Annotated in this window: 30 protein-coding genes; 16 read left to right on the top strand and 14 right to left on the bottom strand. The window is 40.4% G+C overall.

The window, feature by feature from the left end; genetic code table 11:
* Position 1: 1 nt before the first annotated feature.
* The 10 genes from virB11 to ACTHTS_RS10520 are packed head-to-tail and all read left to right on the top strand — an operon-like array spanning position 2 to position 8,252.
* Positions 2–1,021, top strand: a complete 1,020-nt coding sequence (gene virB11, locus ACTHTS_RS10565; protein ID WP_440367624.1) for a P-type DNA transfer ATPase VirB11 — start codon at positions 2–4, stop codon at positions 1,019–1,021.
* Entirely contained in the window at positions 1,018–1,356 is a 339-nt protein-coding gene (locus ACTHTS_RS10560; RefSeq protein ID WP_070649270.1) for a hypothetical protein, read from the top strand. Before virB11 ends, ACTHTS_RS10560 begins: the two co-directional genes overlap by 4 nt.
* Positions 1,353–1,811 carry a hypothetical protein gene (locus ACTHTS_RS10555; protein ID WP_440367623.1) on the top strand — a complete coding sequence of 153 codons (459 nt, stop codon included), beginning with the start codon at positions 1,353–1,355 and terminating at the stop codon, positions 1,809–1,811. The genes ACTHTS_RS10560 and ACTHTS_RS10555 overlap by 4 nt, the downstream gene beginning before the upstream one ends.
* Positions 1,808–3,055 carry a transglycosylase SLT domain-containing protein gene (locus tag ACTHTS_RS10550; RefSeq protein WP_440367621.1) on the top strand — a complete coding sequence of 416 codons (1,248 nt, stop codon included), beginning with the start codon at positions 1,808–1,810 and terminating at the stop codon, positions 3,053–3,055. Before ACTHTS_RS10555 ends, ACTHTS_RS10550 begins: the two co-directional genes overlap by 4 nt.
* The gene (locus ACTHTS_RS10545; RefSeq protein WP_070649276.1) at positions 3,052–3,288 is read left to right on the top strand and encodes a hypothetical protein; all 237 of its coding nucleotides are present in this window, start codon (positions 3,052–3,054) and stop codon (positions 3,286–3,288) included. Before ACTHTS_RS10550 ends, ACTHTS_RS10545 begins: the two co-directional genes overlap by 4 nt.
* Positions 3,275–3,997: a lytic transglycosylase domain-containing protein gene (locus ACTHTS_RS10540; RefSeq protein WP_070649278.1), complete on the top strand. Its 723-nt coding sequence runs from the start codon at positions 3,275–3,277 to the stop codon at positions 3,995–3,997. Before ACTHTS_RS10545 ends, ACTHTS_RS10540 begins: the two co-directional genes overlap by 14 nt.
* A 10-nt stretch (positions 3,998–4,007) precedes the next feature.
* Complete coding sequence (locus ACTHTS_RS10535; RefSeq protein WP_070649279.1) at positions 4,008–4,517, top strand: hypothetical protein; 510 nt, start codon at positions 4,008–4,010, stop codon at positions 4,515–4,517.
* 33 nt (positions 4,518–4,550) lie between these two features.
* A complete protein-coding gene (locus ACTHTS_RS10530) occupies positions 4,551–4,853 on the top strand; it encodes a TrbC/VirB2 family protein (protein WP_070649281.1) in 303 nt (100 codons plus the stop codon).
* 10 nt (positions 4,854–4,863) lie between these two features.
* Entirely contained in the window at positions 4,864–7,605 is a 2,742-nt protein-coding gene (locus ACTHTS_RS10525; RefSeq protein ID WP_440367619.1) for a VirB3 family type IV secretion system protein, read from the top strand.
* The gene (locus tag ACTHTS_RS10520; protein ID WP_070649243.1) at positions 7,605–8,252 is read left to right on the top strand and encodes a type IV secretion system protein; all 648 of its coding nucleotides are present in this window, start codon (positions 7,605–7,607) and stop codon (positions 8,250–8,252) included. The genes ACTHTS_RS10525 and ACTHTS_RS10520 overlap by 1 nt, the downstream gene beginning before the upstream one ends.
* A gap of 99 nt (positions 8,253–8,351) precedes the next feature.
* Here the strand turns inward: ACTHTS_RS10520 and ACTHTS_RS10515 are convergent, their stop codons facing one another.
* Both ACTHTS_RS10515 and ACTHTS_RS10510 read right to left on the bottom strand, forming a co-directional pair.
* On the bottom strand, positions 8,352–10,043 hold the full coding sequence (locus tag ACTHTS_RS10515; RefSeq protein ID WP_440367617.1) for a type IV secretion system DNA-binding domain-containing protein: 1,692 nt from the start codon (positions 10,041–10,043) through the stop codon (positions 8,352–8,354).
* A gap of 14 nt (positions 10,044–10,057) precedes the next feature.
* The gene (locus ACTHTS_RS10510) at positions 10,058–12,982 is read right to left on the bottom strand and encodes an AAA family ATPase (protein ID WP_440367616.1); all 2,925 of its coding nucleotides are present in this window, start codon (positions 12,980–12,982) and stop codon (positions 10,058–10,060) included.
* Between the two features lie 240 nt (positions 12,983–13,222).
* Between ACTHTS_RS10510 and traD the strand changes: the two genes are divergently transcribed.
* Positions 13,223–13,708 (top strand): conjugal transfer protein TraD, encoded by a 486-nt coding sequence (traD, locus tag ACTHTS_RS10505; protein ID WP_070649207.1) that lies wholly within the window; start codon positions 13,223–13,225, stop codon positions 13,706–13,708.
* Positions 13,705–14,037, top strand: a complete 333-nt coding sequence (locus ACTHTS_RS10500) for a single-stranded DNA-binding protein (protein ID WP_070649205.1) — start codon at positions 13,705–13,707, stop codon at positions 14,035–14,037. The genes traD and ACTHTS_RS10500 overlap by 4 nt, the downstream gene beginning before the upstream one ends.
* 28 nt (positions 14,038–14,065) lie before the next feature.
* Here ACTHTS_RS10500 and ACTHTS_RS10495 read toward each other — a convergent pair whose 3' ends face one another.
* From ACTHTS_RS10495 to ACTHTS_RS10485, 3 genes are all read right to left on the bottom strand, one after another.
* Positions 14,066–14,590, bottom strand: coding sequence for a hypothetical protein (locus ACTHTS_RS10495; protein WP_440367614.1), 525 nt, complete (start codon positions 14,588–14,590; stop codon positions 14,066–14,068).
* Between the two features lie 215 nt (positions 14,591–14,805).
* A complete protein-coding gene (locus ACTHTS_RS10490; RefSeq protein WP_070649203.1) occupies positions 14,806–15,204 on the bottom strand; it encodes an antirestriction protein in 399 nt (132 codons plus the stop codon).
* Between the two features lie 15 nt (positions 15,205–15,219).
* The gene (locus ACTHTS_RS10485) at positions 15,220–15,420 is read right to left on the bottom strand and encodes a hypothetical protein (RefSeq protein ID WP_440367612.1); all 201 of its coding nucleotides are present in this window, start codon (positions 15,418–15,420) and stop codon (positions 15,220–15,222) included.
* A 53-nt stretch (positions 15,421–15,473) separates the two neighbouring features.
* Here ACTHTS_RS10485 and ACTHTS_RS10480 point away from each other — a divergent pair, with 53 nt between their 5' ends.
* From ACTHTS_RS10480 to ACTHTS_RS10465, 4 genes are all read left to right on the top strand, one after another.
* Positions 15,474–16,241, top strand: coding sequence for a SprT-like domain-containing protein (locus ACTHTS_RS10480; RefSeq protein ID WP_440367610.1), 768 nt, complete (start codon positions 15,474–15,476; stop codon positions 16,239–16,241).
* Between the two features lie 178 nt (positions 16,242–16,419).
* Positions 16,420–16,704: a hypothetical protein gene (locus ACTHTS_RS10475; RefSeq protein ID WP_210392296.1), complete on the top strand. Its 285-nt coding sequence runs from the start codon at positions 16,420–16,422 to the stop codon at positions 16,702–16,704.
* A 466-nt stretch (positions 16,705–17,170) separates the two neighbouring features.
* A complete protein-coding gene (locus tag ACTHTS_RS10470; RefSeq protein WP_070649214.1) occupies positions 17,171–17,527 on the top strand; it encodes a hypothetical protein in 357 nt (118 codons plus the stop codon).
* Positions 17,524–18,180, top strand: a complete 657-nt coding sequence (locus ACTHTS_RS10465; protein WP_070649216.1) for a recombinase family protein — start codon at positions 17,524–17,526, stop codon at positions 18,178–18,180. Before ACTHTS_RS10470 ends, ACTHTS_RS10465 begins: the two co-directional genes overlap by 4 nt.
* On the opposite strand, the gene ACTHTS_RS10460 is transcribed toward ACTHTS_RS10465, so the two are convergent.
* The 9 genes from ACTHTS_RS10460 to ACTHTS_RS10420 form a co-directional block, all read right to left on the bottom strand.
* Positions 18,152–18,400, bottom strand: a complete 249-nt coding sequence (locus tag ACTHTS_RS10460; protein ID WP_283123665.1) for a cryptic plasmid protein A — start codon at positions 18,398–18,400, stop codon at positions 18,152–18,154. The genes ACTHTS_RS10465 and ACTHTS_RS10460 overlap by 29 nt on opposite strands.
* Before the next feature lie 72 nt (positions 18,401–18,472).
* Entirely contained in the window at positions 18,473–19,384 is a 912-nt protein-coding gene (locus ACTHTS_RS10455) for a zeta toxin family protein (protein ID WP_070649220.1), read from the bottom strand.
* Positions 19,384–19,620, bottom strand: a complete 237-nt coding sequence (locus tag ACTHTS_RS10450; RefSeq protein WP_070649222.1) for a hypothetical protein — start codon at positions 19,618–19,620, stop codon at positions 19,384–19,386. Before ACTHTS_RS10450 ends, ACTHTS_RS10455 begins: the two co-directional genes overlap by 1 nt.
* 66 nt (positions 19,621–19,686) lie before the next feature.
* A complete protein-coding gene (locus ACTHTS_RS10445; protein ID WP_070649224.1) occupies positions 19,687–19,932 on the bottom strand; it encodes a plasmid partition protein ParG in 246 nt (81 codons plus the stop codon).
* Between the two features lie 4 nt (positions 19,933–19,936).
* On the bottom strand, positions 19,937–20,575 hold the full coding sequence (gene parA, locus ACTHTS_RS10440; protein ID WP_070649226.1) for a ParA family partition ATPase: 639 nt from the start codon (positions 20,573–20,575) through the stop codon (positions 19,937–19,939).
* A 134-nt stretch (positions 20,576–20,709) separates the two neighbouring features.
* On the bottom strand, positions 20,710–21,000 hold the full coding sequence (locus ACTHTS_RS10435) for a hypothetical protein (RefSeq protein WP_440370001.1): 291 nt from the start codon (positions 20,998–21,000) through the stop codon (positions 20,710–20,712).
* A gap of 436 nt (positions 21,001–21,436) precedes the next feature.
* Positions 21,437–21,691 (bottom strand): helix-turn-helix domain-containing protein, encoded by a 255-nt coding sequence (locus tag ACTHTS_RS10430; RefSeq protein ID WP_283123666.1) that lies wholly within the window; start codon positions 21,689–21,691, stop codon positions 21,437–21,439.
* 6 nt (positions 21,692–21,697) lie between these two features.
* A complete protein-coding gene (locus ACTHTS_RS10425; protein ID WP_070649238.1) occupies positions 21,698–22,222 on the bottom strand; it encodes a hypothetical protein in 525 nt (174 codons plus the stop codon).
* Between the two features lie 72 nt (positions 22,223–22,294).
* On the bottom strand, positions 22,295–22,588 hold the full coding sequence (locus ACTHTS_RS10420) for a hypothetical protein (protein WP_440367605.1): 294 nt from the start codon (positions 22,586–22,588) through the stop codon (positions 22,295–22,297).
* Positions 22,589–23,058: the final 470 nt, after the last annotated feature.

Below are 23,058 nucleotides of genomic sequence, written 5' to 3'. Positions count from 1 at the left end.
TATGTCTGTTGCATTGCTTCACAACATCATGAAAGTCGATTTCGGCGAAGCATTTGAAGATGATGATGTAACGGAAATTTCCGTAAATAAGCCTTATGAGTTCTTTATCGCAAAAAAAGGCTGTAAAGGAATGCAACGGATTGAACAGCCGAAATTGAGTTATAAGCGGTTAAAGGCGTTTGCGGATTTGATAGCAACCAATACCCATCAGAAAATTTCTGATGAAACACCGCTTTTGTCCGCTCAAATCGAATCCATTAAACATAAGGATTTGTTTTACCGGATTCAGGTTGTCAAAGACCCAGCCGTATATCAGGGCAGAATTGCACTTTCAATCCGGAAGCCGTCAATTATGAGCCTTGAATACGATATTTACCGCGATATGTTTGACGGCCTGAAAGCCTATCACGGAATGTCGCCAGCAGATGAAGAGTTGTTAGGGTTGTATGAAAACGGCGAATTTTGGCAGTTTGTCAAACGTGCAGTACAACTGAAAAAAAATGTGTTGATTTCTGCCGGTACGGATTCAGGGAAGACTACGCTGTTTAATTCGCTGATTAAGCTGATTGATATGAATGAAAGAATCATCACGATTGAGGACGCCAAAGAATTAGATCCGCCACAGCCTAATACTTTGCAGCTTTATTATTCACGTGGTGGTCAAGGTACATCAAAAGCCAATGCACAGCATTTAATGGAAGCATGTTTGCGGTTGCGTCCAGAGAGAATTTTTCTAGGCGAAATTCGGGGAGATGAAGCCTTTATGTTTTTGAATCTGATTTCATCAGGCCATCCGGGTGCAATCGCCACAATTCACGCTGATACGCCCGAACTAGCACTAGATCGCATGTCACTAATGGTTTTAAGAGCGGGTACAACGCTCAATGCTGAACAGGTCAAGGAATTTGTCAGACAGAATATAGATGTCATTATCCAATTAAAAAGAACGCCTACGGGTGGTTACGGTTGCGAAAACATATATTACAAAGGTTATGCGGAAAAGAAAGGATTGAAGTCATGAAAAAATCATTGATAGTTCTTCCGGTTTTGTTCTTGGCGGCCTGTTCGCAAGCAAACGGAGACGGCGGTGTATATCATCGGGTAGGGCAGACAGCTTTTGAACAACAACACGGCATGAGTAGTGCGCTGGTTATTGCAGATGATGAACAATCTGCCTACATCGAAAATAGTTGGGCAAAAACGCCGCTGGTTTTGAAAAATCAAGGCGGCCAGAAAATTGTTCAGCAAGACGGTTTTGATTTATACCTGTTGGAAGTCAACGGTAAGACAGCAATTCTTACCGATATTGATAACCCAAAACAACAATTCCGTTTTGAAAAAGGAGAACAACAATGAAGCCGTTAGCCTTGTTATTACTGCTTGCTGTTGCTGGGTCGGTTATGGCAGAACCGGCTAATAATTTCAGCAATATTGTTCAAAATTTTGCTCATTCCCACGGCCTTAAGTATGTTCAGACCGCAACCGATACACAAAACGGTTGGTCTTATAACTTTTATCCGCAGGGAAAATGTACCGGTGCAACTTGCGGTGGCCTATTGGTTAATTACCGCTATGTCGAACAGGAGAATTGTGTCGATAGAACAGGCTTGTTTGGCGATTTGCCGATTATTGTTAAAGGCCGTCTAGCATTGTTTACTATGCCGCACGTTGCCGACAATTCCAGCCAATTAAGGGACTATCTGACGGTATATGATAAGGGCGGATGTTATTCCATTTCCTATGGTACAGATGGCAACGGTTTTGAAGATTCGTTTTTATTGGCCGAACAGTTGATAGGAGATGAAGAATGAAACCATTATTGCTTGCTTTATTGGTTGGTTCTGCGTGTGCTTCAGTCCATGCCTTGCCACTGACCTATGACAATCTTGTCCGAAAGTACAGTGCCAAATATGGTCATGATCCGCTGTTGATTCATGCCCAGATTCAACAAGAATCTGGGCATAACGCAAGCGTATGTTCGGGAGCAGGTGCTTGTGGTTTGATGCAAATCATGCCTTTAACGGCACCTGAGTTGGGTTTAACTGCTGCTGAAAGGTTTAACCCTGAAAAAAATATTGCTGGTGGTACGCTGTATATGCGTCGTCTGCTCAGTTCTAATAACGGCATTATGGCTTATGCGTTGTATTCGTATAACTGGGGGTCTGGCAATTTTGGCAAATACAAAAAAGGTTTGAAAAAAATGCCGGCCGAAACCCGAAATTATGTCATCAATATTGCACGGTTTTACCAACAATACGGCGGTAAAGGCGATTATTTCAGCAACATTAAAAGTATTGGTCAAAATGGAAAAACGACCAAAACAGAAAGCATTGACAATACAAACCGTACCAAAATTGAAAATATGCAAAAAGCTGAAAATGTCTGCCCTCGTGTGAAATTACCTGAGCAAGAAATCAGCAATAGCGCAAATGTGGCGATTGAAGTTGGTGGAACAGTAGCCGGAACAGTTTCAGGAAGCGGTAAAACTGTATTTGACCCAGCAAAATTTGCACAACTCACAATGGCGATTCAGAAAGCCAAAGAATCATTAGATATTATGCGCGGCCAATATGATGCGCTGACAAAAGGTTTGGCTGGGTTGGGTTTACTAACAAATATTGCTACTGTCGCAGGTTATGAAATGCCAAGCACCATGAATGAAAATGTCATGGTTAAGTGGGGTAATAAGCAAGATGTTTCACTGTATCAGCAGTTACAGGAAATGAAAGCCGCTGATACCGGTGTTTATGCCAGTGCAGAACTGGATAAATTAACCAATCAGAATGCTGCTGCGATTAATAGGGCATATACAGAATCCGAACTAGCATGGTCTAAAGCCAACTGTGCGGCAAACAATTTAGATAGCTTGATGAAGGTAAAGGCTAAAACCCAAAAACAAGCTAAAGATTTAAATAATGCGATCCGTTTTGAAACGGCCGTAATCGAGGCAAATGAAGCCAAAATCAAAGCCAATTTGCTGATGATGAACAGTTCGTACCAATCTTACAGGATTAGTGCTTCTCAAATCTACGCAAATTGGAAGGCTTCAAAATGAGTAGAGGCAAACGACACGATAAAAAACAGATGATTGTCTATGTCAGTGAAAGTTTTTTTCATTTGATTAATGCTTATTACAAATCAATCAATACCGAATTGGCTAAAAAGACAACAATCGGGCGTATTCGGCGAAATGACTTGATTGTCGAAGCCTTACAAGATTGGTGTGAAAAAAAGGGTTTGAAATGCAGGGTTGCTTATAGAGAGGTAGAGGAAAATGAAAAAGTATAGTCTGTTTATTCCGCTGATTTTATTCATGCCGTTTGCGGTTTCGGCACAGTTTGACAGTTTGATAAATAAACACGCGGCATTACAGGGATTAGACCCGAATTTAGTCCGTGCGGTTATGGTACAGGAAAGCACTTATAACCCAAATGCCACATCAAATAAAGATGCTCGCGGCCTTATGCAAGTCATACCGGCAACCGCTATACAGATGGGTATCTCCCCAAAAGACTTGTATAAACCTGAACCAAATATTATTGCCGGTACACGTTACCTGCGTTACCTGACTAAATATTTCAATGGAAACCTAGACCTTATCCTAGCAGGTTATAACGCAGGGCCAGGGGCGGTTGAGAAATATAAGGGCATTCCGCCCTACAAAGAAACAACCAAATATGTTCGTGAAGTCAAAATTCGTTACGCACGGTTGAATAACGGTGAATCCCCTACGATAAAAGGCGGTAGCCGTAAGTTAGAACAAAGCACATTGATGGTTTACGGTTCTTGGTTGGGAAGCGGTAAAAAAGGCCAAACCGTTCAGACGGCCAGTAATCAGACACAGGCCGCTCCTATTAAAGTAGTGAAAAGGGTAGAGGTTAAAGATGCTCAACCTCAAGAGCCTGCCGCCAATACAACGGTATTTTCCTCTAATAGCCCACAACGCTCAGGTTTTGTACAAACACTTGATGAAAACGGCAATTTTGTAACTTTATAGGGAGTATGTAATGAGAATATCAATATTAGCCTTAATCGTTTTGCTTGGCGGTTGCGCTCAGGTCAACAGCGTATTGTCATCAGCCAATTCCGTATTGGGAACGGCCAATGATGCGTTGGGAACGGTAAACGGTAAGGTCAGTAGCGTAACCGGTTATGCAAGCGGCGATAAGGTGTACAACGTTGGCAATAAATCTACGGCTGCGTATGACCTTATCGGATTTAAAGTAGTTGTTGCCAACATTGATCCGAAAGGTGGTATTGCAACAGGGTTTTCAGGTAGAGCAGATGTGATATTTACAGGAAAGCTAAAAAATAAGACGAATAGGCGTATTGGCGTAAGTTTCTCAGTTCCAATATATGATAAATCAGGTAACTATCTGAGGTCTGCAACTAAAACAGCTTATGCTCCTGCTCATGAAACTGCGGTTATTGATTTACAGGAAATGGGTGTAATTGAATGGAACGGAGGGGAACGCCCTAACGTTCAAAAAATGAAGTTCGGTTTGCAAAAATTTTAATCTACTTTTTATTTCTATCGAAAGGAAATCACAATGAAAAAGTTATCTTCAACTCAAGCAATGGCCGTTATGTTGTTTACTGCTTCGACTTATGCCAATGCAGGTATCGGCACTAAAATCAAATCGGCATTGAATAATGTCGGTACTGAATTAGTAATTGCCGGTGCAGGCGTATTGTTCGTTGCGGTCGTGCTGATTGCTATCAATATGTTCTTCACTCCTATCCGTAACCTGAAAACTTGGGTATGTGGCTTGTTGGTTGGTGGTGTGATTTTGGTGTTTGCGGAAGATATTGTGAACTGGATTCTTACGCTGTCAGGTTCATCAGGCTACTAAGGATTGAAAAATGGAAACCACTAAACAACAAAAAGACCCGTTGTTTGCTGGTTTGGCGAGGGAAGCTCGCTGGTTGGGGCTTCCTATCAACATCTTTATATTGTTCCTGTTTTCTGCATTTTTTCTGTTTTTTGGAATCAAGGCGGCGTTTGGCGGTTTCTTTAAACCCGTCTTATCTGTGGCGGCGTTGTATGCGTATCTTACAGCGTTGACTTATCAAGAGGACAGGGGCGTAAATTTTGCACTGTTTAAACACAGACGGCGATTTACGAACTCACAAAAGATGTACCACGGATATAGTTATGAAACGAATCCGCGCCAAAAAAGCAAGTTAGGATTGGAATATCGGTTCAGTCAGGAAGCGGAGAAAGAAAACATGGAAATCTCAAATTTACCTTATTTGTTTCATATTCGGCCTGAAATTATCAAGTTGGCCAACGGCGATTTAATGACCGTCATCGAATTAGACGGCCTGAATTTTGAAACAGAAAGCTATGATGATTTGGCTTTGTTGAAAAAATTCCGTGCTGACCTGTATCGGCAGATGAACTCACGCATTGTGCCGTATATTCATTACATAAGAAAAGAAGTTGAGCCGGAAAGACACGCCGACATCGGCCAATCATTTTTTGATGATTTTGAAGCACATTATTTTCAACAGCAAAAAACAGCAAAGGTTTTCAAAAATCGAATCTTCATCACGCTTGTGGCACGCCGTAACGATCCAAACGCGCCGCCGTTCGACCGTATGAAACTGGCGTTCACATTAGACAGTGAAACTGTTGAGAATGGTTTGATTACAGAATTGGAAGAAGCAAGGGATATGATTATGGAATCATTATCCCGCGCTAATCCGCGTGTACTGACAATGTACGAAAAAGACGGTCATCGTTATGATGAAACTATGCAATTTTTAAGCAATATCATTAATCTTGATGACACACCTGTACCAGTCTTTCCGGAGGCGATCAGAAATTATCTACCGATAACGCGCAAAATTTTTAAGGAAAACGGAGTTATCCGCTTCCATTTGGCCGATGGTACGGCTCGGACTGGCTGCATATTTGGTTTGCCTAATTCGACCTATCCCGAAGAGAGCGACCATTCCATGCTCGACCAGTTTTTGAAAATCGACCATGAACTGATTATTTGTGAAAGTTTTGCCTTAATGAGCCGCCAAACGTCCACAAGACTGAGTGAACGCAAACAAAATCAGTTGAAAAGTGTCGGCGATAAATCGGCAAGCCAAATTGAAAGTATTAATGAATTGGTTGATGATTTGACAAGTGGCCGTCAAATCAACGGTATTTTCAATATGAATGTTTTGGTCTATACCCAAAATGACAATGATTTTTCAGACGCGGTACAGAAAACCAGAGAGGCGTTTGCTAAAGCGCATTTAATCCCTAAGCGCGAAGATGTCATTGCTGAACCTAGCTTCTATTCAATGTTGCCGGGCAATATGCACTTGTGCCAACGCCCAGCAACATTGAATACAACTAATTTTGCCGGTTTTGCTAGCTTACACAATACCAGTAGTGGTTTTAAAAACGGCAACCATTGGGGCGAGTACATCATGCGGCTGAAAACCAGCAGCAACACGCCGTATTATTTCAATTTCCATGAACATGGATCAGATGTGGGGCATACCCGATTTATCGCGCCGACAGGTGGCGGTAAAACTACTACGCTGAATGCAATGTTGGCCAGTGCGCTTAAACACGACCCTTTTATCTTTCATTTCGATTTTGAATATTCAGCGGCAGTCTTTATGACGGCCATCGGTGCTACGCATACTGTATTAATGCCGAATATGAAAACCGGCTGGAATCCGCTCCAACTGCCCGATACTAAAGATAATCGTGAATTTCTGTTCCGGTGGTTATCGTTCTTAGGGGCAAAAGTCAACGAACAGGGAAACCGTGTAGCGTTGACGGCCAGAGAGGAAAAGAAAGTTCATGAGGTTATTGAACAGATTTATACCTTTGAGCCACATTTGCGCCGATTGGGTAATTTTGTTGACCTGTTCGGTATTGACGAAGAGGGTTCTTTAGCCGAACGTATGCGGAAATGGTGTAATGATGGTAGGCTGGCTTCGCTATTCGACAATGAAACAGATTCTTTCTCACTTGATGGGGCAAAACGGTTCTGTTTCGAGATGAAAAATGTCATCAAAGAGCCTGAGATTCTGATGGCTTGCTCGATGTACATTTTTCATCGGATTGATACGGCCATGCAAGCGGCCAAACCGTTTATTGTTGTTATGGAAGAGGGACAGCGTTATATTGAAGATGAATATAACCGTGAATGGCTACGGATTATGTTAACAACCTACCGCCGCCGTAACGGTATGGTTATCTTTGTAACGCCAACGCCGGAAGTGATTACGACAAGTGCCGATTTACGCCAACAATTCAGAACCAGTATTTTACTGCCAAATGCTAAGGCTTCTGACAAGACTTATTTAGGCGAAGAGGGATTAGGCTGTACTTCAACGGAATTGGCATGGATTAAAGAAAACGATAATCCAGCCGTAAAAGCAAAACCTTTTTTAATCAAAAGTTCTAGTCAGTCAGTCATTACCAAAATGGACTTGTCGTCTATGCTGGATTTTGTAGAAATTCTCTCAGGAAACGAAGTAAAATATAATGTATTACAAGATGTTATTTCTGAGGTTGGCAGTAAGGATTATAGGGATTGGGCTGAACCTTTCAAAGCCCGATTGTTGAAGTTGAAACAGGAGGCAGCATAATGAGAAAATCGAAAAAACTTGTTGCGGTGGCTATTGTCAGTATGATGATGACCCGTCCGGCATGGGCTATTTTCGGCGTGGGTGATGTCGTTTTTGACCCTGCGGCGGTTGGTCAAATGGTGCAGCAGTATCAGCAGTTGCAGCAACAGTATCAGCAGTTGAAACAGCAGTATGAAGCCGTTACCGGAACAACCAACTATCTGCAAGGTTTAAAAAAGTCTGATATTGTTTCCGGCTCTTGGCAAGACGTGGTAAGTAGTCAAGGTAAAGGCGGTACATGGAATAATGCCAAAGCAGTTTATGATAAATTGCTTACCGTCATGAATGGTAAACAACTTGATTCTTTGATGGATTCTCAGCAATTTAAGCATAATTATCAAAGTGTCCGCATGGGTATGGCTTTTAGTGAAGCCTCTTACAATGCGTTGGAAGTCCATATTCAAAACCTTGATAATCTGAAGTCCAAAATCAATACTACGCAAACCATCAAAGAAGCTCAGGATTTGGCAAATGCGATTGCTATCGAACAGGCTCAAATTTCAACCATTACCGCACGATTGAGCGCGGTACAGACGAATTTAGCCAGTGATACTGGTAGTAAAGGCGTTACGTCCAATCAATCTTATAGCGGTTGGCTGGGTAACTAAAACAAAGGCTGGCATTACGCCAGCCTTTGTTTATGCTTTTAATAAAAAACAATAAAATGTTAAAATGTAAATACATTAAGATGTATTTACATTTTTTATTTATCCTGAGAAAGGAACAGTAAACTTCGTTATTTCAGGCAAGCCTATTAATCGGATATAGCCGGTCAAATTCGGCAATGATGAAAACTCTGATTCCAACAGTGTTTTACCGGTAATGCGTTGAACATTGTTGGCCACGGTTGAACTGCTGTTACCGCTGCTGAACATACCGCTGGAATTTTCAGAATAATTCTGTTGTCTGCGGTTGATTTCCTGACTACCGAATACGTCAGAGAAGTATTTTGCGGTATCGCCGGTTACGGCCATAGAAATCTGAACTCGCGTGTTAACGTGCAAGGTATCAGTAATCTGTTGGCCATAAGTTGCACGTAATTGGCTGATAGCCTGAAAACCAAGAACAATCGTTGCATTGTGCTTTCTGAGCTTGGTAAGGCCGTGGCGCAATGACACAATGTAGCCCAAGCTGTCCACTTCGTCTAGGAAGTACCATAGGCGTTTATTGAACTTAGGAACGTCTAGGGCTTCCTGAAAGGCTAGAGCGTAAAAACAGCTAACCATATCGCGCAAAGCCGATAATTCTGAATCTTTAACTGTCAGATAGATACTTTCCGCCGGTTGTTGACGTATCCAGTCCCGTACACTGAAATCAGGAACGCTTTTATCATCATGAATCAAATATTTCCATGCTTCCAATTTGCTCACGGCAGTGGTGCGTATGCTTTGAAATACCTCTTCATTACCCTCTTGAACATAGGCGGCTGCGGTTGAACCGGCCAAAACGTCGGTTAAGATGATTTGATCGGCTTCAAACGCATAATACAAAAAACGCTCTACCGAACTCATACCGCTTTCAAACATAAATTCCAAAATGGCCGTCAGAAACGCTTTACTGTAATCTGCCCAACGTTTACCGGAAACGTCTGATTCATTGACTGCGGTAATGGCTTCAGCCAAAGTCGCGCAATCGCGTTTTTCACGAATTTCTTTTAATGGATTCCATCTCACACTTTCAGAATCAAACGGATTGAAGATTTTATCTTGTGGCCGTTTATAGCGTTTAGCAAAGTCGCCGCCAATGTCAAAGACAATCGCGTTTTCTTCCCTCGCTTCAATGACTTTAAAAATCTGAAACATGGTTTGTGATTTGCCTGAGCCGGTCGTACCTGCAACCGATATATGATAGCTTTCAACCGATGGAGGAATTACAACCTTTCCCAGTTGGATTTTAGCTTTTTCGTCGTTATCGGCGTATTTATAGGCTTTTTCGATAGCACGGTTGAACTCGTGTTCAGAAACCAGGCGCGTACCTCTGACAAAGTAGTCTTTATACTCTTTGCCTTTGCTGATAATGATGTGTTTTCGGTTGTAAGAAATGAGTGCAGAAATACCCAAAAACAGAACAACCGGCCAAAAAAATACGGCCATTATCAGAATGTCTTTGGGGTGGTTGATATGGCCGCCGGTGGCAGGAAGCCAGTCAAAAAGCATGAAAAAAATCGCGCTGCCCAATACAGCTAATATCGCGCTGACCGTTGTTTTCAGCTTACCCAGTTGCCGGATAAAGACCAGTTTGCCGCTCAAGCGGTACACAGCTAGCGCAAGCAATAGCGTAGCGATCAGCAGTAAAAAGTACGCTATCAGAAAATTGATTTTGCCGTTCATATTCCATAACGGATAAAGTAAATAGCGTAATACCTTGCTGTCAAAGACAAGCTGATAAACCGAATCCATAGTAACCTCCAACTTTACAATTTCAAGCCACGCTGCATTTTTTCTGTTTCAAAACGCTGTTTCATTCCCCTGTTTTGCTGCTCACGGATATTTTCCGCGTTCTGCTCTTTGGCAGATTTGAGCAATGTTGCTTGTGTCCGTTTGATATAAGCGGCATTAATACGTTCGGTAAAGTCGCCGCCTTTATTGTAAGCTGCGGTATAACGTGCCGAATATGTATAGCTTCGGTAAGTAGTCGGAATTTTAATTTCCTGTCCGTTAGCCGTTGCCAAAATATGATTGTCTTTATCATTTATCACAACCGCTTTAACCTGAATTTCCGTACCTGCCGTAATACTCAATTTTTTGAACAAACCGGTTTTCAGTTCAAAATCCTGCTGCAAAGTCAGATAGTCGCCAGCGGCAATCGAGATACTTCCCAGTTTGTAGGATTGGATATGTTGCCCCTGTTCACGCTGGGAAGTCCGATATAAATCTACCAAAGTCGGTAAGGCTTGAGTGGTAGCCAGCCGATCATAAGGTTTGGATTTTTCGACAGACAGTAATTCAGAAAGCTGCCGGTCAATCGCATTTTCAAATTTTAGATTTGCACCGGCTTTATCTGCTAAAGTTTCGCGGCGATTTATCAGTTGTGAAATTTTTGCGGCTTCAACATCTTCAATCAGGGATTTATCGCCTACAAACTCTTTCTGTTGGCCTTTACTTAGGGTATTAACCATTTCATGATAACCGCCTTCAAATTCTTCGGCAGAATAATAGATTTGCAAATCCTGTCTGTGTCGGGTCATACCCACATAGGCAAGATTGGCATTCATGTTTCTTGAAGTTAAGAGATAGGCGTTATCTACGGTAATACCTTGAGATGAGTGAATGGTACTAGCGTAGCCGTGTTGAATACTGTTGTAATCGTTCAAACCAAATTCAATTACACGACCAGAATCTAATGTTACTGTGATTTGTTCGGCCTCATTATTATAGCCACTTAGAAATGAAACTGTACCGATACTACCGTTGAATACACCTAATTCGCGATTATTTTCACGGAAAATAATCTTGTCGCCAACGGCTAAATCAATCGTTGCCGTCCGCTCTCCATGTTTCACAAAAGCCGTATAGTCTTTACCCAACAATGTACCGTCATCACGCAATAAGGTACGTGCTTGCTGATTAAGTTTTGCTACGTCTTTATTGGTATAGGCCAGCATGACTTTGGATAGTGATTTTTCAGTTTGATACCAATCAGCAACCAAATGGCGAGCAGCAGATTGTTGCATTTCATATCTGTTGAATTTATCCAAATTCCAATAAATATCCATGCCGGATTTAACATCATGTTTGGATAATGCAATACTAGCTTCTCGCATTTCTGCGGATTTTTGGCGCATGATTTGAGACAAAGAAGCCTGATAATCATTGCTCAAATGTTCTTGAACTTTGGCAAAAGCATTACCGGCGGAAACGGCTGAAAGTTGGAATGAATCGCCTACCATACGGATTTTTGCATGATTAGATTCGACAGCAGAAAGCAATGCCAGCATATCACGGCTTCCGACCATACCGGCCTCGTCCAAGATGATGACAGATTTATGATCTAAACGGATATTTCCGTTTTCAATACCCATCAAAAATCTGGAAATAGTTGAGGATTTTACACCAATATCCTGCTGCATATTGTCGGCAGTTTTGCTTTGCAAAGCCACGCCATAAACAGCATAACCGTTTTGCTGATAAACCTCATTAACCGCACCCAAAACATAAGATTTTCCTGTACCTGCTGCACCATTAACTGATGATACAACCGAATCAGACGTAAGCACTTTGAAAGCGGTTTCTTGTTCAGGGTTGAAAGTCCGTTTTGCAATAACCTGTTTCCGCGTTTCTTCTAAATCTCTATTTCCAGCAACAATGGTTTTATTGGCTCGCGCAATGCAATTCAGTAATTCAACTTCAGTTGCATACATCTCAAAACTGGTATAAAAACCGTCTTTTGCAGTTTGTTGTAACTGCTCTGACATTAGAACGGCATTATAGGCTTCTAAATATTGTTGTTCAGAATCGGTATGTGTAAAAATGAATTTTTCCAATTCTTTTTTTGTGAAATAGGATTGTTTACTGGTTAAGGCTTTTAAGGCAATTTCAGGATTTTCAATAATACGCTGGCCATTGATTCTACGGATTTCAGACAGCCTTTCACTTGTTGCAAAATCATAAGATTTTTGCGTTTCAGTATTGGAAAAAAACTGTTTTTGCCAATGCTGCGAAATTAAGTTAATCTCGCGCTCTTTATAACTACGCTCGTCAATTCGGATATGAAGTCCTAATTCTTCCATATAGTAATTTGCAGTTGCTGCCCATTCTTTTCTGATAGCATGAATGAACAGGCGACTGTTAAAAAACCGGTTTTTTTTCGCTCCTCCAATTTCGGGATATTTTGGATTGTATCGTCTGAAAAACTGCTCTTTGCTTCGCTCTATACCGTCATTTTCTCGCTCGGTAAACATAAAATGAACGTGCGGATTTTTTTCCCCATCGGCAGCCATAGGGCAATGATAAGCCCAAGTATAAGCATGACGATTCCCGACTGTATTCTTTACTAATCGCTCAATCAACTCAATATGCTGTTCTTCGGTTAGTTCTCTTGGTAGAGATACCTCAAGTTCACGATAAGTCCTTCCGTTTTCTCTTTCGTATTTATCCGCTGCTGCCCAAAAATCATCAGCCTTTTCCGCCCATTTAGGCATATTGCCGCTACGGGTTTCAATCAGGTCTGATTTGTGTGCATATTTGTTCTGTCGGGTAATGTATTCATCATGGCGTTCGGTACTTTCATCAGTAACAGAATCAATAGGCAAATAGGTATCATCACGCTCAATATATTGAGCGTGTCTGAGGCCGTTGCCTTTCAATCCAGTTTTTACTTCAAGATTATATATAGCCATGATTTTAAATAGTTTTTAATAAATCCTGTCGTTTCTCGAAGAGAAACGAGTAATCGTGCTTGTATTCTACACGAAAGTTCTGCAGTTGTCCTTATTACTAAGGACAACTGCAGAATTAGAAGTTACCTGTATTCAAAATCAACTTATTTTGAATACTCCGAAAAACAAAAAATTCTGTACACAAACTAATAGATATGCTATATACTGATTTACCGAATTTTTGAGTTTAAAGGCTAATATATGGAAATCAAAGACTTTGAAACATGGAAATCAGAATACTTTTCAGAATTGGAAAAAAAGGAAAAACTAACATCAAATGAAAGAATGATTTTTGATTTAAACAATCAACCTGAAAAGTCAGCGATAGAGAAAAACGCATTATCCAGCCTTTTAAATAATCACTATCGTGAATACAAACGTGATACTGAATATCAAATTGAACGCGAAAAATCCAAAGAGCAACAAAAGGCAATTCTTGCTAAATTAAAAAAAGCAGACTCTCAACGAAAATCAAATAATCGTAAAAAGAGAGAACACGAATTAATCACAATCGGTGCTTTAACCGATTTAACAAAATTCCCAAAAGATAGAGGCACAGTTACAGGAGCATTCCTATATATTCTCGACCGTATCAAAGAGAATCCTGGATTTGAACATCAGCTTAAAATTCGTGGCGATGATTTATTGCGACAACGTGAAATTGAGAAAAAAGGAGAATCAAAATGAGTTTTCAACGTGTAATTATTGAGGGTCTGATTGGAAATATATACGATTTGAAAGAATATGGCGAAGATGGAAAAGCAATAGATTTTTCTATTGCTACGCAGGAATATGATTTCAAATCAAAAGAAAATAGAACGGTTTGGCATAATCTGACTGCTTTCGGTAAAAATGCAATTTTTATTGATGAACAGTTGGATAAAGGTTCTTCTGTTTTAGTTGAAGGACGTTTAAATTATGATTCGTATGATAAAGATGGCGTAAAGCATGAAAAGACTAAAATAATCGTTGATTCTATCCGGTTCAGTGGAAGAAAAGACAAATCTAAAGATTAAAAACAAGCTCCCTTTCGGGAGCTTGTTTTTAATAATAATTTGAATATGGGTTTTCAGAATATACTTTTTTTCCTGAAATTTCCTGATATTCAGCTTTATGCGCTGTAATAATTTCATCAATTTTAATTCGGCCATTAGTTACACGACGAATTAAAATTTCATCTGAAATAAAATAGTTTTCAGCAGGGGTACATACACCGCTAAAATATCCGGTTTCTTTTCTGTTTGCGGCAATCTCACGAACTAAAACCATCGATTTTCCGCGATAACCGACAACCTGATAATAATTGACGTTAGTCTGTTCATATCCCCATGACGATTCAAAAATATCGCCGATTTGAACATCTGCATTTGTTGGTCGGTTTTGTTTCCGCTGTTCTACTTTTGCTGCTTGTGAACGGCAAAGCCGTTTATAGAAAGTCTGAATATCTGCTTCCACTTCTTCGGCAGATTTTACATAATAATTAAAATCCGGTTTTGTCCGCTTTCCTGAAAAAGCGGTAACGGTAAGAAATCCTGACCCAAATTCTCCGATATAAACAACCGCTCCCACATCTTCAAACCAGTATGCACCTGTTACAGTTTTCTGATTTACAAAATATCCACGCAGCTCAAATACTTTCTCATAAAGTGGCTGTTTTTTTCGGGCAATGCCTGAATATATTTTTTCAAGGCTTGATTTAATTCACTTAAGGTTAATTTTTTCATGATGATTATTCCTTTTAAATTTGGTTACAGACGGCCTAAAGGCCGTCTGAATAATTGCTTTTAATCCATCATCCGCCGCAGTGTTTGACGCTCGGCGCGTTCTTCAATGTACTGTTGCAATAGGTCATAATTCTTGAGAATACGTTCATCGTTAAACCGCCATGACAATTCAGCAAGTGCCGCTGTTGTGGCAAAAATACCGACTGAATCATTTTTTAAATCGGCTGATTCTCCGGCCATATTCACACAATGAAACAATGAATCATCATCAGGCCGACAGTAAAAACCGCCGTTACTGAGTTCTACAAAGTCCCACATTCCGCCTGTGTAGTCTTGTGATAAATCGGCTGTGATTTGATACAAAATATTTTCAAATGCCCAGAATCCTGAACCTACTTTTTTAGGCAGAAAATTCATTTTTTCTCTATCGCTGATTACGCGCTCTGTAATACTTTTCATTTTTACTTTCCTTTCTTAAATGACCGTATCGGGTCTATAAATGGCCTGAATTTCCTGTTTAGCTTGTCGTAAACCTGAAACTTTTATTCTCGGTAAAGTGCTGAAAACGGCCTTACTGTCGTTATCCCTTTTCCAAACGGCTAAATAGCCTTTTGAATAGGTAGCAACATCAATTTCAGTGCCGCGCTTGGTGCAAATTTTGATAACCTTGAACATTTGCTTTCCTTTCTCTTTGGTGAGCTTGAGCCAATCCAATAAAAGGAGAAGCTATGCGCGCCCTGCCTACTATTGAAACTTATAATGAACTGCAAACCGCCTATGACTTTTTCAATACTCGCCTATTTGACGGTGGCTTGCCTCCCTGTCTAATTACCCTTCAACGCGAAAAACGCACTTACGGCTATTTCAGCTGCAAGCGTTTCGTCGGCAGTAAAAATGGGCAGTTGGTTGATGAAATCGCAATGAATCCTTCTTACTTTGCAATCAGAAGTATTGAAGAGACCCTTTCAACAATGGTTCATGAAATGGTGCATTTGTGGCAATTCCATTACGGCAAGCCAGGGCGGCGCGGCTACCATAATAAAGAATGGGGCGCAAAGATGGATTCAATCGGGCTTTGCCCCAGTAACACGGGCGCGGAAGGCGGGAAGCGAACCGGAGAAAAAATGTCGCATTACATTGTAAGCGGCGGCGATTTTGAACGAGCTTGCAGCGAGCTAATGACCGATGAATTTAATTTGTCATGGTTTGACCGATTCCCTCCTGAACGGCCTACGGCTTTAGTGTTTCCGCCAACAATCGGCAAACCGATACAGCCTGCCTTTGTTGATGACGAAAGCGGCGAGGATAACGGCGAAGGTGGGCAGGAAGATGAAGATTTGATTGTTTTGCCGCCGACCGAACCAGTCAATAAATCCAATCGCATCAAATACCGCTGCCCGTGCTGTTCCGCGCAAGTTTGGGGCAAGCCTAACCTGCTTTTGAAGTGTGGCCAGCCTGATTGTAACGGTGCAGATTTTCAAGCTGTGGAAGAATAAAATTAACTTGAATACTTAAAGGATCGTTTAAATAGCTCAAAAATAACTAGCTCATTTAAATCCGTTATGGTATTATTGAGCCAGTTAAAACACTCAAGATTTAACTGGCTCATTTATATATACTTAAATTGGCCTATATTCATCATGGCAGAAAACTTTATAGAATTGAGGGGGCTATATGAAAATTCTTTTTTTGAAAAGAAAAATTTATCCAGAACAACCTATTAACTGGGAAGGAGAACATTTACTTGAATGCACACATTCATTTAATAGACGGTCTAAAAAATATTATTTAATGTATTGTGATGTTTTAAAAAAAATGCCTAACGCACGTTTAAAAATTCGCGTATATGGAAGATTGTACAATTCAATTCAAGGAGAACGCATTCGTTATGTTGATGCTGACCAAGTGTGTTCAGCAGATAAATGGAACATAAGCAAAAATGAAGGAGAGGTACAATGAATATTACTGCCGTAACCCGAAAAACTGACCTGTTACACATCGTTATTCAAGACCGTCTGAATGTTCAGGCCGAACGCCGTCAAAAATTGTTACAAGCCAAAATCCAACTGAAAAAACGGCCATATAACAAATTACGGAAAACAACCGCAAAAGAAATGCGTGATACCAGTCGAGCAACCCGAAACTTTATCAAGGCCGCCGGTATCATTGAAGAGTTAAAATCATTGTTGAACTGAAAGCGCAGAACAGCAAATACAAAAGCCCTTATCCTTATTCATCACAAAACAACGAATAGGATAAGGGCTTTTTATATGAAGAAAGAAATTGAACATGAACTGCCGTACTACTGCCCTACTCTTAGCGGTATTGAATGCTCCGGCTTTAGCAAATACAGAAAGCTCCGGAACGGATCAACCAATAAGCCTGTGTACACTAACGATTTCCGGAAACAGAAAAGGGGAATAAGATGAACGAACTAGTACCAGTTAAAATGGGAACATCTTTATATCTTGTAGAAGCTGATTCAATCTGCCAATTCACTCTTTCTGAGGTATTTATGGCTGATGAACCGCAGGAAACATTAACGGCCATTATCAAAAAAACTACATTTAAACCGCACAAAGATATTGATAACGAATGGCTGTTTGATGTTCACTCTTATAGAGAAGCCCATGAGATAAAAGAATCATCACGAATAACTAATGACGTTTGGTATTGGAACTTCGCTGCCAATACCATTATTTGCTTAGATTTCAATGAAGCCAAACACAGTTTATTATTGAAACTCGACTATCAGATTCAAGAGGCTGAAAGATACTTATGAAAATCGCCCGTATATATTGCCGTGTCAGTACCGAACAGCAAAACTTGGAACGCCAACAAAAACTAGCCGATGAAGCCAGGCGGCTAGGCTATTATGTTGCAAAGGTTTACGCCGAAAAAGGTAGCGGCGTAAATCCTAACCGCCCTAAGTTGGAAGAGTTAATTGATGACCTCCAACCTAATGATGTTGTGATTGCCGAACATATCGACCGGTTAAGCCGTCTGCCGTTGATAGAAGCAGAAAAGCTGATTGCACGGATCAAGGAAAAAGGCGCGTATATCGCTGTGCCTCAAATTATCGACTTGAACGAACTGAATCCAAGTTCAGAAATGGAACGCATCATTTTGGAAGCCTGTCAAAGTATGCTGTTGAAAATCGCTTTAAATATGGCACATGAAGATTATGAAACACGCCGCCAGCGACAGCGTGAGGGGATTGAAGAAGCTAAAAAGAAAGGCCGCTATCAGGGGCGGCCAGCAGATTTGAAACAACACGAACAGATTATATCAATCCGTCCACACAATACAATTAAGGAAACCGCCCGATTGGTCGGTTGCAGCGAAGCTACTGTAAAAAGAGTATGGGCAGAATACAAGCGGAAACTAGCTGATGAAGAAGCTACCACTAATAACTCTTCTTTGCTCTCAAAATAGCGCGTATATCGGCAATTTTTTCTCTGGCTGTTTCTTGCGGCGTTAATATCACAAGTTTTGGTATTTCCAAGCCTAATATTTTTGCCACATTGCTAATATAGGGTTTCCGGTTTCCGGCTAGCTTCTGTATCGCCTCGTTTACTGCCTCCTGCCCTACGGTCTGAATCAACCATTGGGCGGCGCGGCGGTCTCGGTCATTATCTAAAATTAGTTGCTCCATCTTCATCTACCTGAAAAAACATATTTATATTTTAGCATTTTAATGTAATTATGTAAAAACATAATTACATTTTTACATTAAAGAATTTTTATGTTTAATACGCTGCTTATTGGCTTTGGCCGTCTGAGCCTTTTCGGTCATGCCTTCCGGTTTAAATTTCTCAGCCCGAAGTGCCGCCGAAACTCGGTTTTTATGCGCGGTAACATCGGCCATATACTGTTCTGTCGCATTGCCGCGCTGTTTGGCAGATTCAATCACACGCTCCCAGCCTGTTTGAACTTCCTGCCAGTCCTGAACACTCATTTTACGGCCAGACTGCAAGGCTTCGTAAGCTGTCTGTGTATTATCCTTTCTATGTGAATCATAGAGTTCCTGCCCCATTCTGTTTACAACCCGAACACGGTCAAACAAATGAGCAGTTTTTTGAAATGTATTGGTAAAACCATCAAAGGCTTTTTGATGGTAATCAGCAGGCACTAATCTAGGATTGGAAGCTCCTGAACTGAGTTGTCGCTCATACCTCTCATGAATCCCCAATAAGCTCTTTTCAAAGCTGGTTGCAACAGCAACCATTTCTACCTGATAGCCTTGAGACTTCAAAAAAACCAGTCCTTGTTTTACCGATTCACTATCACGGAATGTACCCTCTTCAAAAAAGTTTATCCTTTCTTGGATCAGTCTTTTTCTCAATACACTTACCAAAGCTCCTGCATCTTTCTGAGTTTGTTCAGATGGGTAAGCAATGCCGCCCGTAGGTAATTTTTCCCTCATACGGTCGGCATCAACTGGCACGTAACCGCCATTGTCTTTTAATTCAGCTTTTACTAAATTTGCCGCTTGAGTTTTTCCAGCACCTGACTGCCCAGCAATAAATATCGCTTTGGGTTTATCTTGAACTTCAATTAGATGAATTTTATCTTCAAAGAACTCATTAGCAATAGACTGGATACTTTCTTTTGATAGCTCTTGGTATTTAGTTTCCATCACAGCAACTTTCTCAGAACATCATTTTTATCCAATATGCGTTTAATCAGGTATTCATCATCAGGTTTCAAATTGCTCATTAGCTCATCTACAACGGCCATACGGCTACGTAGAAATTTCAAAAGCTCCGGATTCGGGTTTTCTTTATTGCATTCATCATAGCGAGCCTGAACTAAAGGTTGCTGACTTTGGCCTAAAATCTCTAAAGCCACTTCATAATCAAAATCTCCTAACATTGGATAACTCCTTTTCAAAATTACATTTTCACATTAAAACATATTTACATCTTTATGTTTTAGCCATTACCGCTGCATTTCATTTTGAATCGCCTGAATTACAAAATCTTTCAAAGAAATACTATGCTGTGCGCAATAAATTTTTAATTCTTGGTGCATCGATTCAGGCATTAAAACGGTAAACCGTTTTATTGGTTCTTCTGACACATTCTCAGATTTAGACACAACCACTTTGTTATCTCGGTTTTCAACCCATTTATCGATTGCGTTTTGATTATTATTGGCTGACTTATCAGGTCGTTGAATTGCCATTTTTTTATCCTTTCAAAGATACAATTTCATCAGTTAATTGTTCAATTTCTTTCGCCGCTTCTGAATACGGGTCTAATTCGATAACAGATAGCCCCTGTGTACCGGCATTGCCAAAAGCTACACGCTGGGTAATAGTTGTCTCAAAAAATGACCAATGATTTTCTTCCATATCGGCAATTACTTCTTTTGCTAATTTTGTATTGTTAATAACAGCATTTAGACAGACCGCTGTAATTATTTCCGGCTTATAAATGCGTGCTTCATCAACCATACTTTTTAACTCTTCCGTTGCCCAAATATCAAAGCCGGACGGTCGCATTGGCATTACAATCAAATCGCTAACAATAATTGCTGCACGTGATAATTCTGTCATCCGTGGCGCACCATCAATAATTACAAATTCGTAACCATCTTGCTCCTGCATACGTGGTAACTGTTGACGCAAACTAGCATTTGCCATACCGACAACAGTAAACGGCAATTCCTTATTCCCTCGAACAGCCGCCCAACTAATCGCACTGCCTTGAGGGTCAGCATCAGCCAACAATACTTTATACCCTCGCTGTGATAAAGCATACGCCACATTGGTACTGAGCGTAGTTTTACCAACACCGCCTTTCTGATTCAAAAACGATATAATCATTTTAATACTCCTTTGTGAGTTTTCATAATTACATTATAATGCTTTTTATTTTTAATGTAAATACATTTTTATGTAAATATGTATTTAATCCTAATTAAAAAGCCGTCTGAAAATTCAAACGGCTTTTATTGTCTTTATGCTATCGCCAGTCTCAGCTTTTTAATAATTTCCAAATCCCAATCATTATCTAAGTCCCATGCGGCTTCATCTTCTAATTCCTCACGAATCAGGTTAATTACTTCTTCGCGTGTATCGAAGATATAGGTGAATCCGTCTGAATCATACTTTTCTGAAGAGTAAACCAACATATCTGGATTACGAACCGTCATTCGTTCAAAATCTGCTTCAGATTTACCAAACAACGCAATTACATCAAGCTCAGAAACTTCTACAATTTTGTATTGTTTCCGGTCAAAGTAAAACATTTCAATCTCCTTTTGCTTATTTATGAATGAATTATACCATAATGCACAAATAAGTAAATACTATTTTATATAAATGTGTAAATGTGTTTTTATGTAATTATGCTTTTTATGATTACATAAAAACATATTGACCAACCGTAAGGGCGGTAGTTGTTCTTATACTATCGTATAGTACATGATATTCAATAAAGCATGACTTATTTTCCATTTAACTCAGGGAATGGGACTTGAGTAAAATTTATACTCCTAAAATAAGAGTAAAATAATAGTAAAAAAAGTAAATTAAACCCGCTATTACTAAAAGTGAAATAAAAATTCTCACAATTAGCTGGCAGGCTTCGTCTCTGTCTAATCCGAATTTATGGGAGAAAAAAACAAAAAGACCAGATACCAAAACCATGCATGTGGCAGAAATTATTATAATCATGTTAGTTCCTTACCTCTGAGCTATAAATTGTAATAATTCTAGCCATTTTGTATGTGGCATGTTGATGTAGTTTTTTTGTCCTGGCATCATCTCCCATCGCTGAGCCGTCGGTAGTGCTGACTTGGTTATGTCTGCGACCTGTTGTTGCGTCAAACCGTATTCTTGGCGTAATCGCTTAAGGTTAGCTGGGGTATATCCAAACTCCATATTGTTAATCATGATTGTTGCTCCGTTAAAAAAGCTGACATTTTGCATGCCAGCCATTACGTGTTATTGCGCGTTATAGGGCGATTTGTACAATCTTAAATCAAATGCCGCCTGCTCCTCTAGGTTTGCGGGACGGCTAAAATTAAAATCATCAGGGTTTTCGATTTTGTCCATCAGCTCAGCTACTTTTGGGCTGTCGGTTGGAAACTCGCGTCGTTGTACAATCAGCCCGATTGCCTGCATTGGGTTGTGTATTGCGTATCTTTCTACATTAGATGGTATTTTTGCCTTCTCGCCGTAAATGACAATCAGCAAATCTGCCACAATTTCAAGGGATTTAATTCGTTTAACCTTATCGGTTGGCTCGGTATCTCCTGTTAGATGGGGAGGGATGTATTCTAATACCTCCGGCGGTGCTACTATGGCCGCACCTGTTGATGTAGCTAGATTGGCTAAAATCTTTGTCGCTTCTGTTGCGGCCGCAAGTGGGGTTAACCCACACTTCACTCCGCGTTTAGTTGCTTTGTCTGAAAACAGGTCATAAATATAGCCTTCTCCGCGTTTTTCGATGGTTAATGTTGCTTTCATTTTTTTTGCTCCTGTTGGTTTGCCGACACTGCCCGTCGGTATGGGCTGCCACCCCAAAGGGTGGCGGATTAATCAATAAAAAGAATCTTGCAGGACTAAATCAGTGCTGCCGTCCCAGTCGCTGATCGCAATACAGCGCCCGTCTTTCGGTGTGTGAAATGTATTAGGATAGTAAAAGTGGATTTTTTTGATTCCCCAGCCGTCTTTATATTTGACAGCTTTAAATTCGGGTTGGCTATATTCGCCGTGGGCAAGGTAATAAGTACCTTTGGGATAAAAGTTGCCGTTTGACATTTCTTCCAAATGTTCGATATTTCTTAAAAATTCAACGGCTTCTTTTTTTGTATTGAATACTAAGTTTGACATTTTTTAATCCTTTACTTGGTTAATAAGTCCGAACCTCGCCCCGATTCGGTGGGGTAGCAGACCTTGCTGTCTGTCTATATGTGTATATTACATCGTTTGACGCAGTATAGCAAGTTTTTTTTTAAATATTTTAAAATTACAACAAAAAAATCATCTATTAAAAAGAAGATGGCCTGCATTTTGTGTCACTATTTGTCCCTTTTCAGCCGGTTCAGCTGGCAGTCGGAATTTGTTCCATTTAAAGGCCAAAGTCATAGCAGATAAGCTCTTTCAGCCGGTTCAGCTGGCAGTCGGTTTTTGTTCCATTTAAAGGCCAAAGTCATAGCAGATAAGCTCTTTCAGCCGGTTCAGCTGGCAGTCGGAATTTGTTCCATTTAAAGGCCAAAGTCATAGCAGATAAGCTCTTTCAGCCGGTTCAGCTGGCAGTCGGTTTTTGTTCCATTTAAAGGCCAAAGTCATAGCAGATAAGC

It is taken from the genome of Neisseria sp. P0019.S003 (assembly GCF_051957115.1).
Classification (GTDB): Bacteria; Pseudomonadota; Gammaproteobacteria; order Burkholderiales; family Neisseriaceae; genus Neisseria; species Neisseria flavescens_D.
Note: the sequence above shows the minus strand (reverse complement) of the source record. Positions and strands in the feature narration are given on the sequence as shown.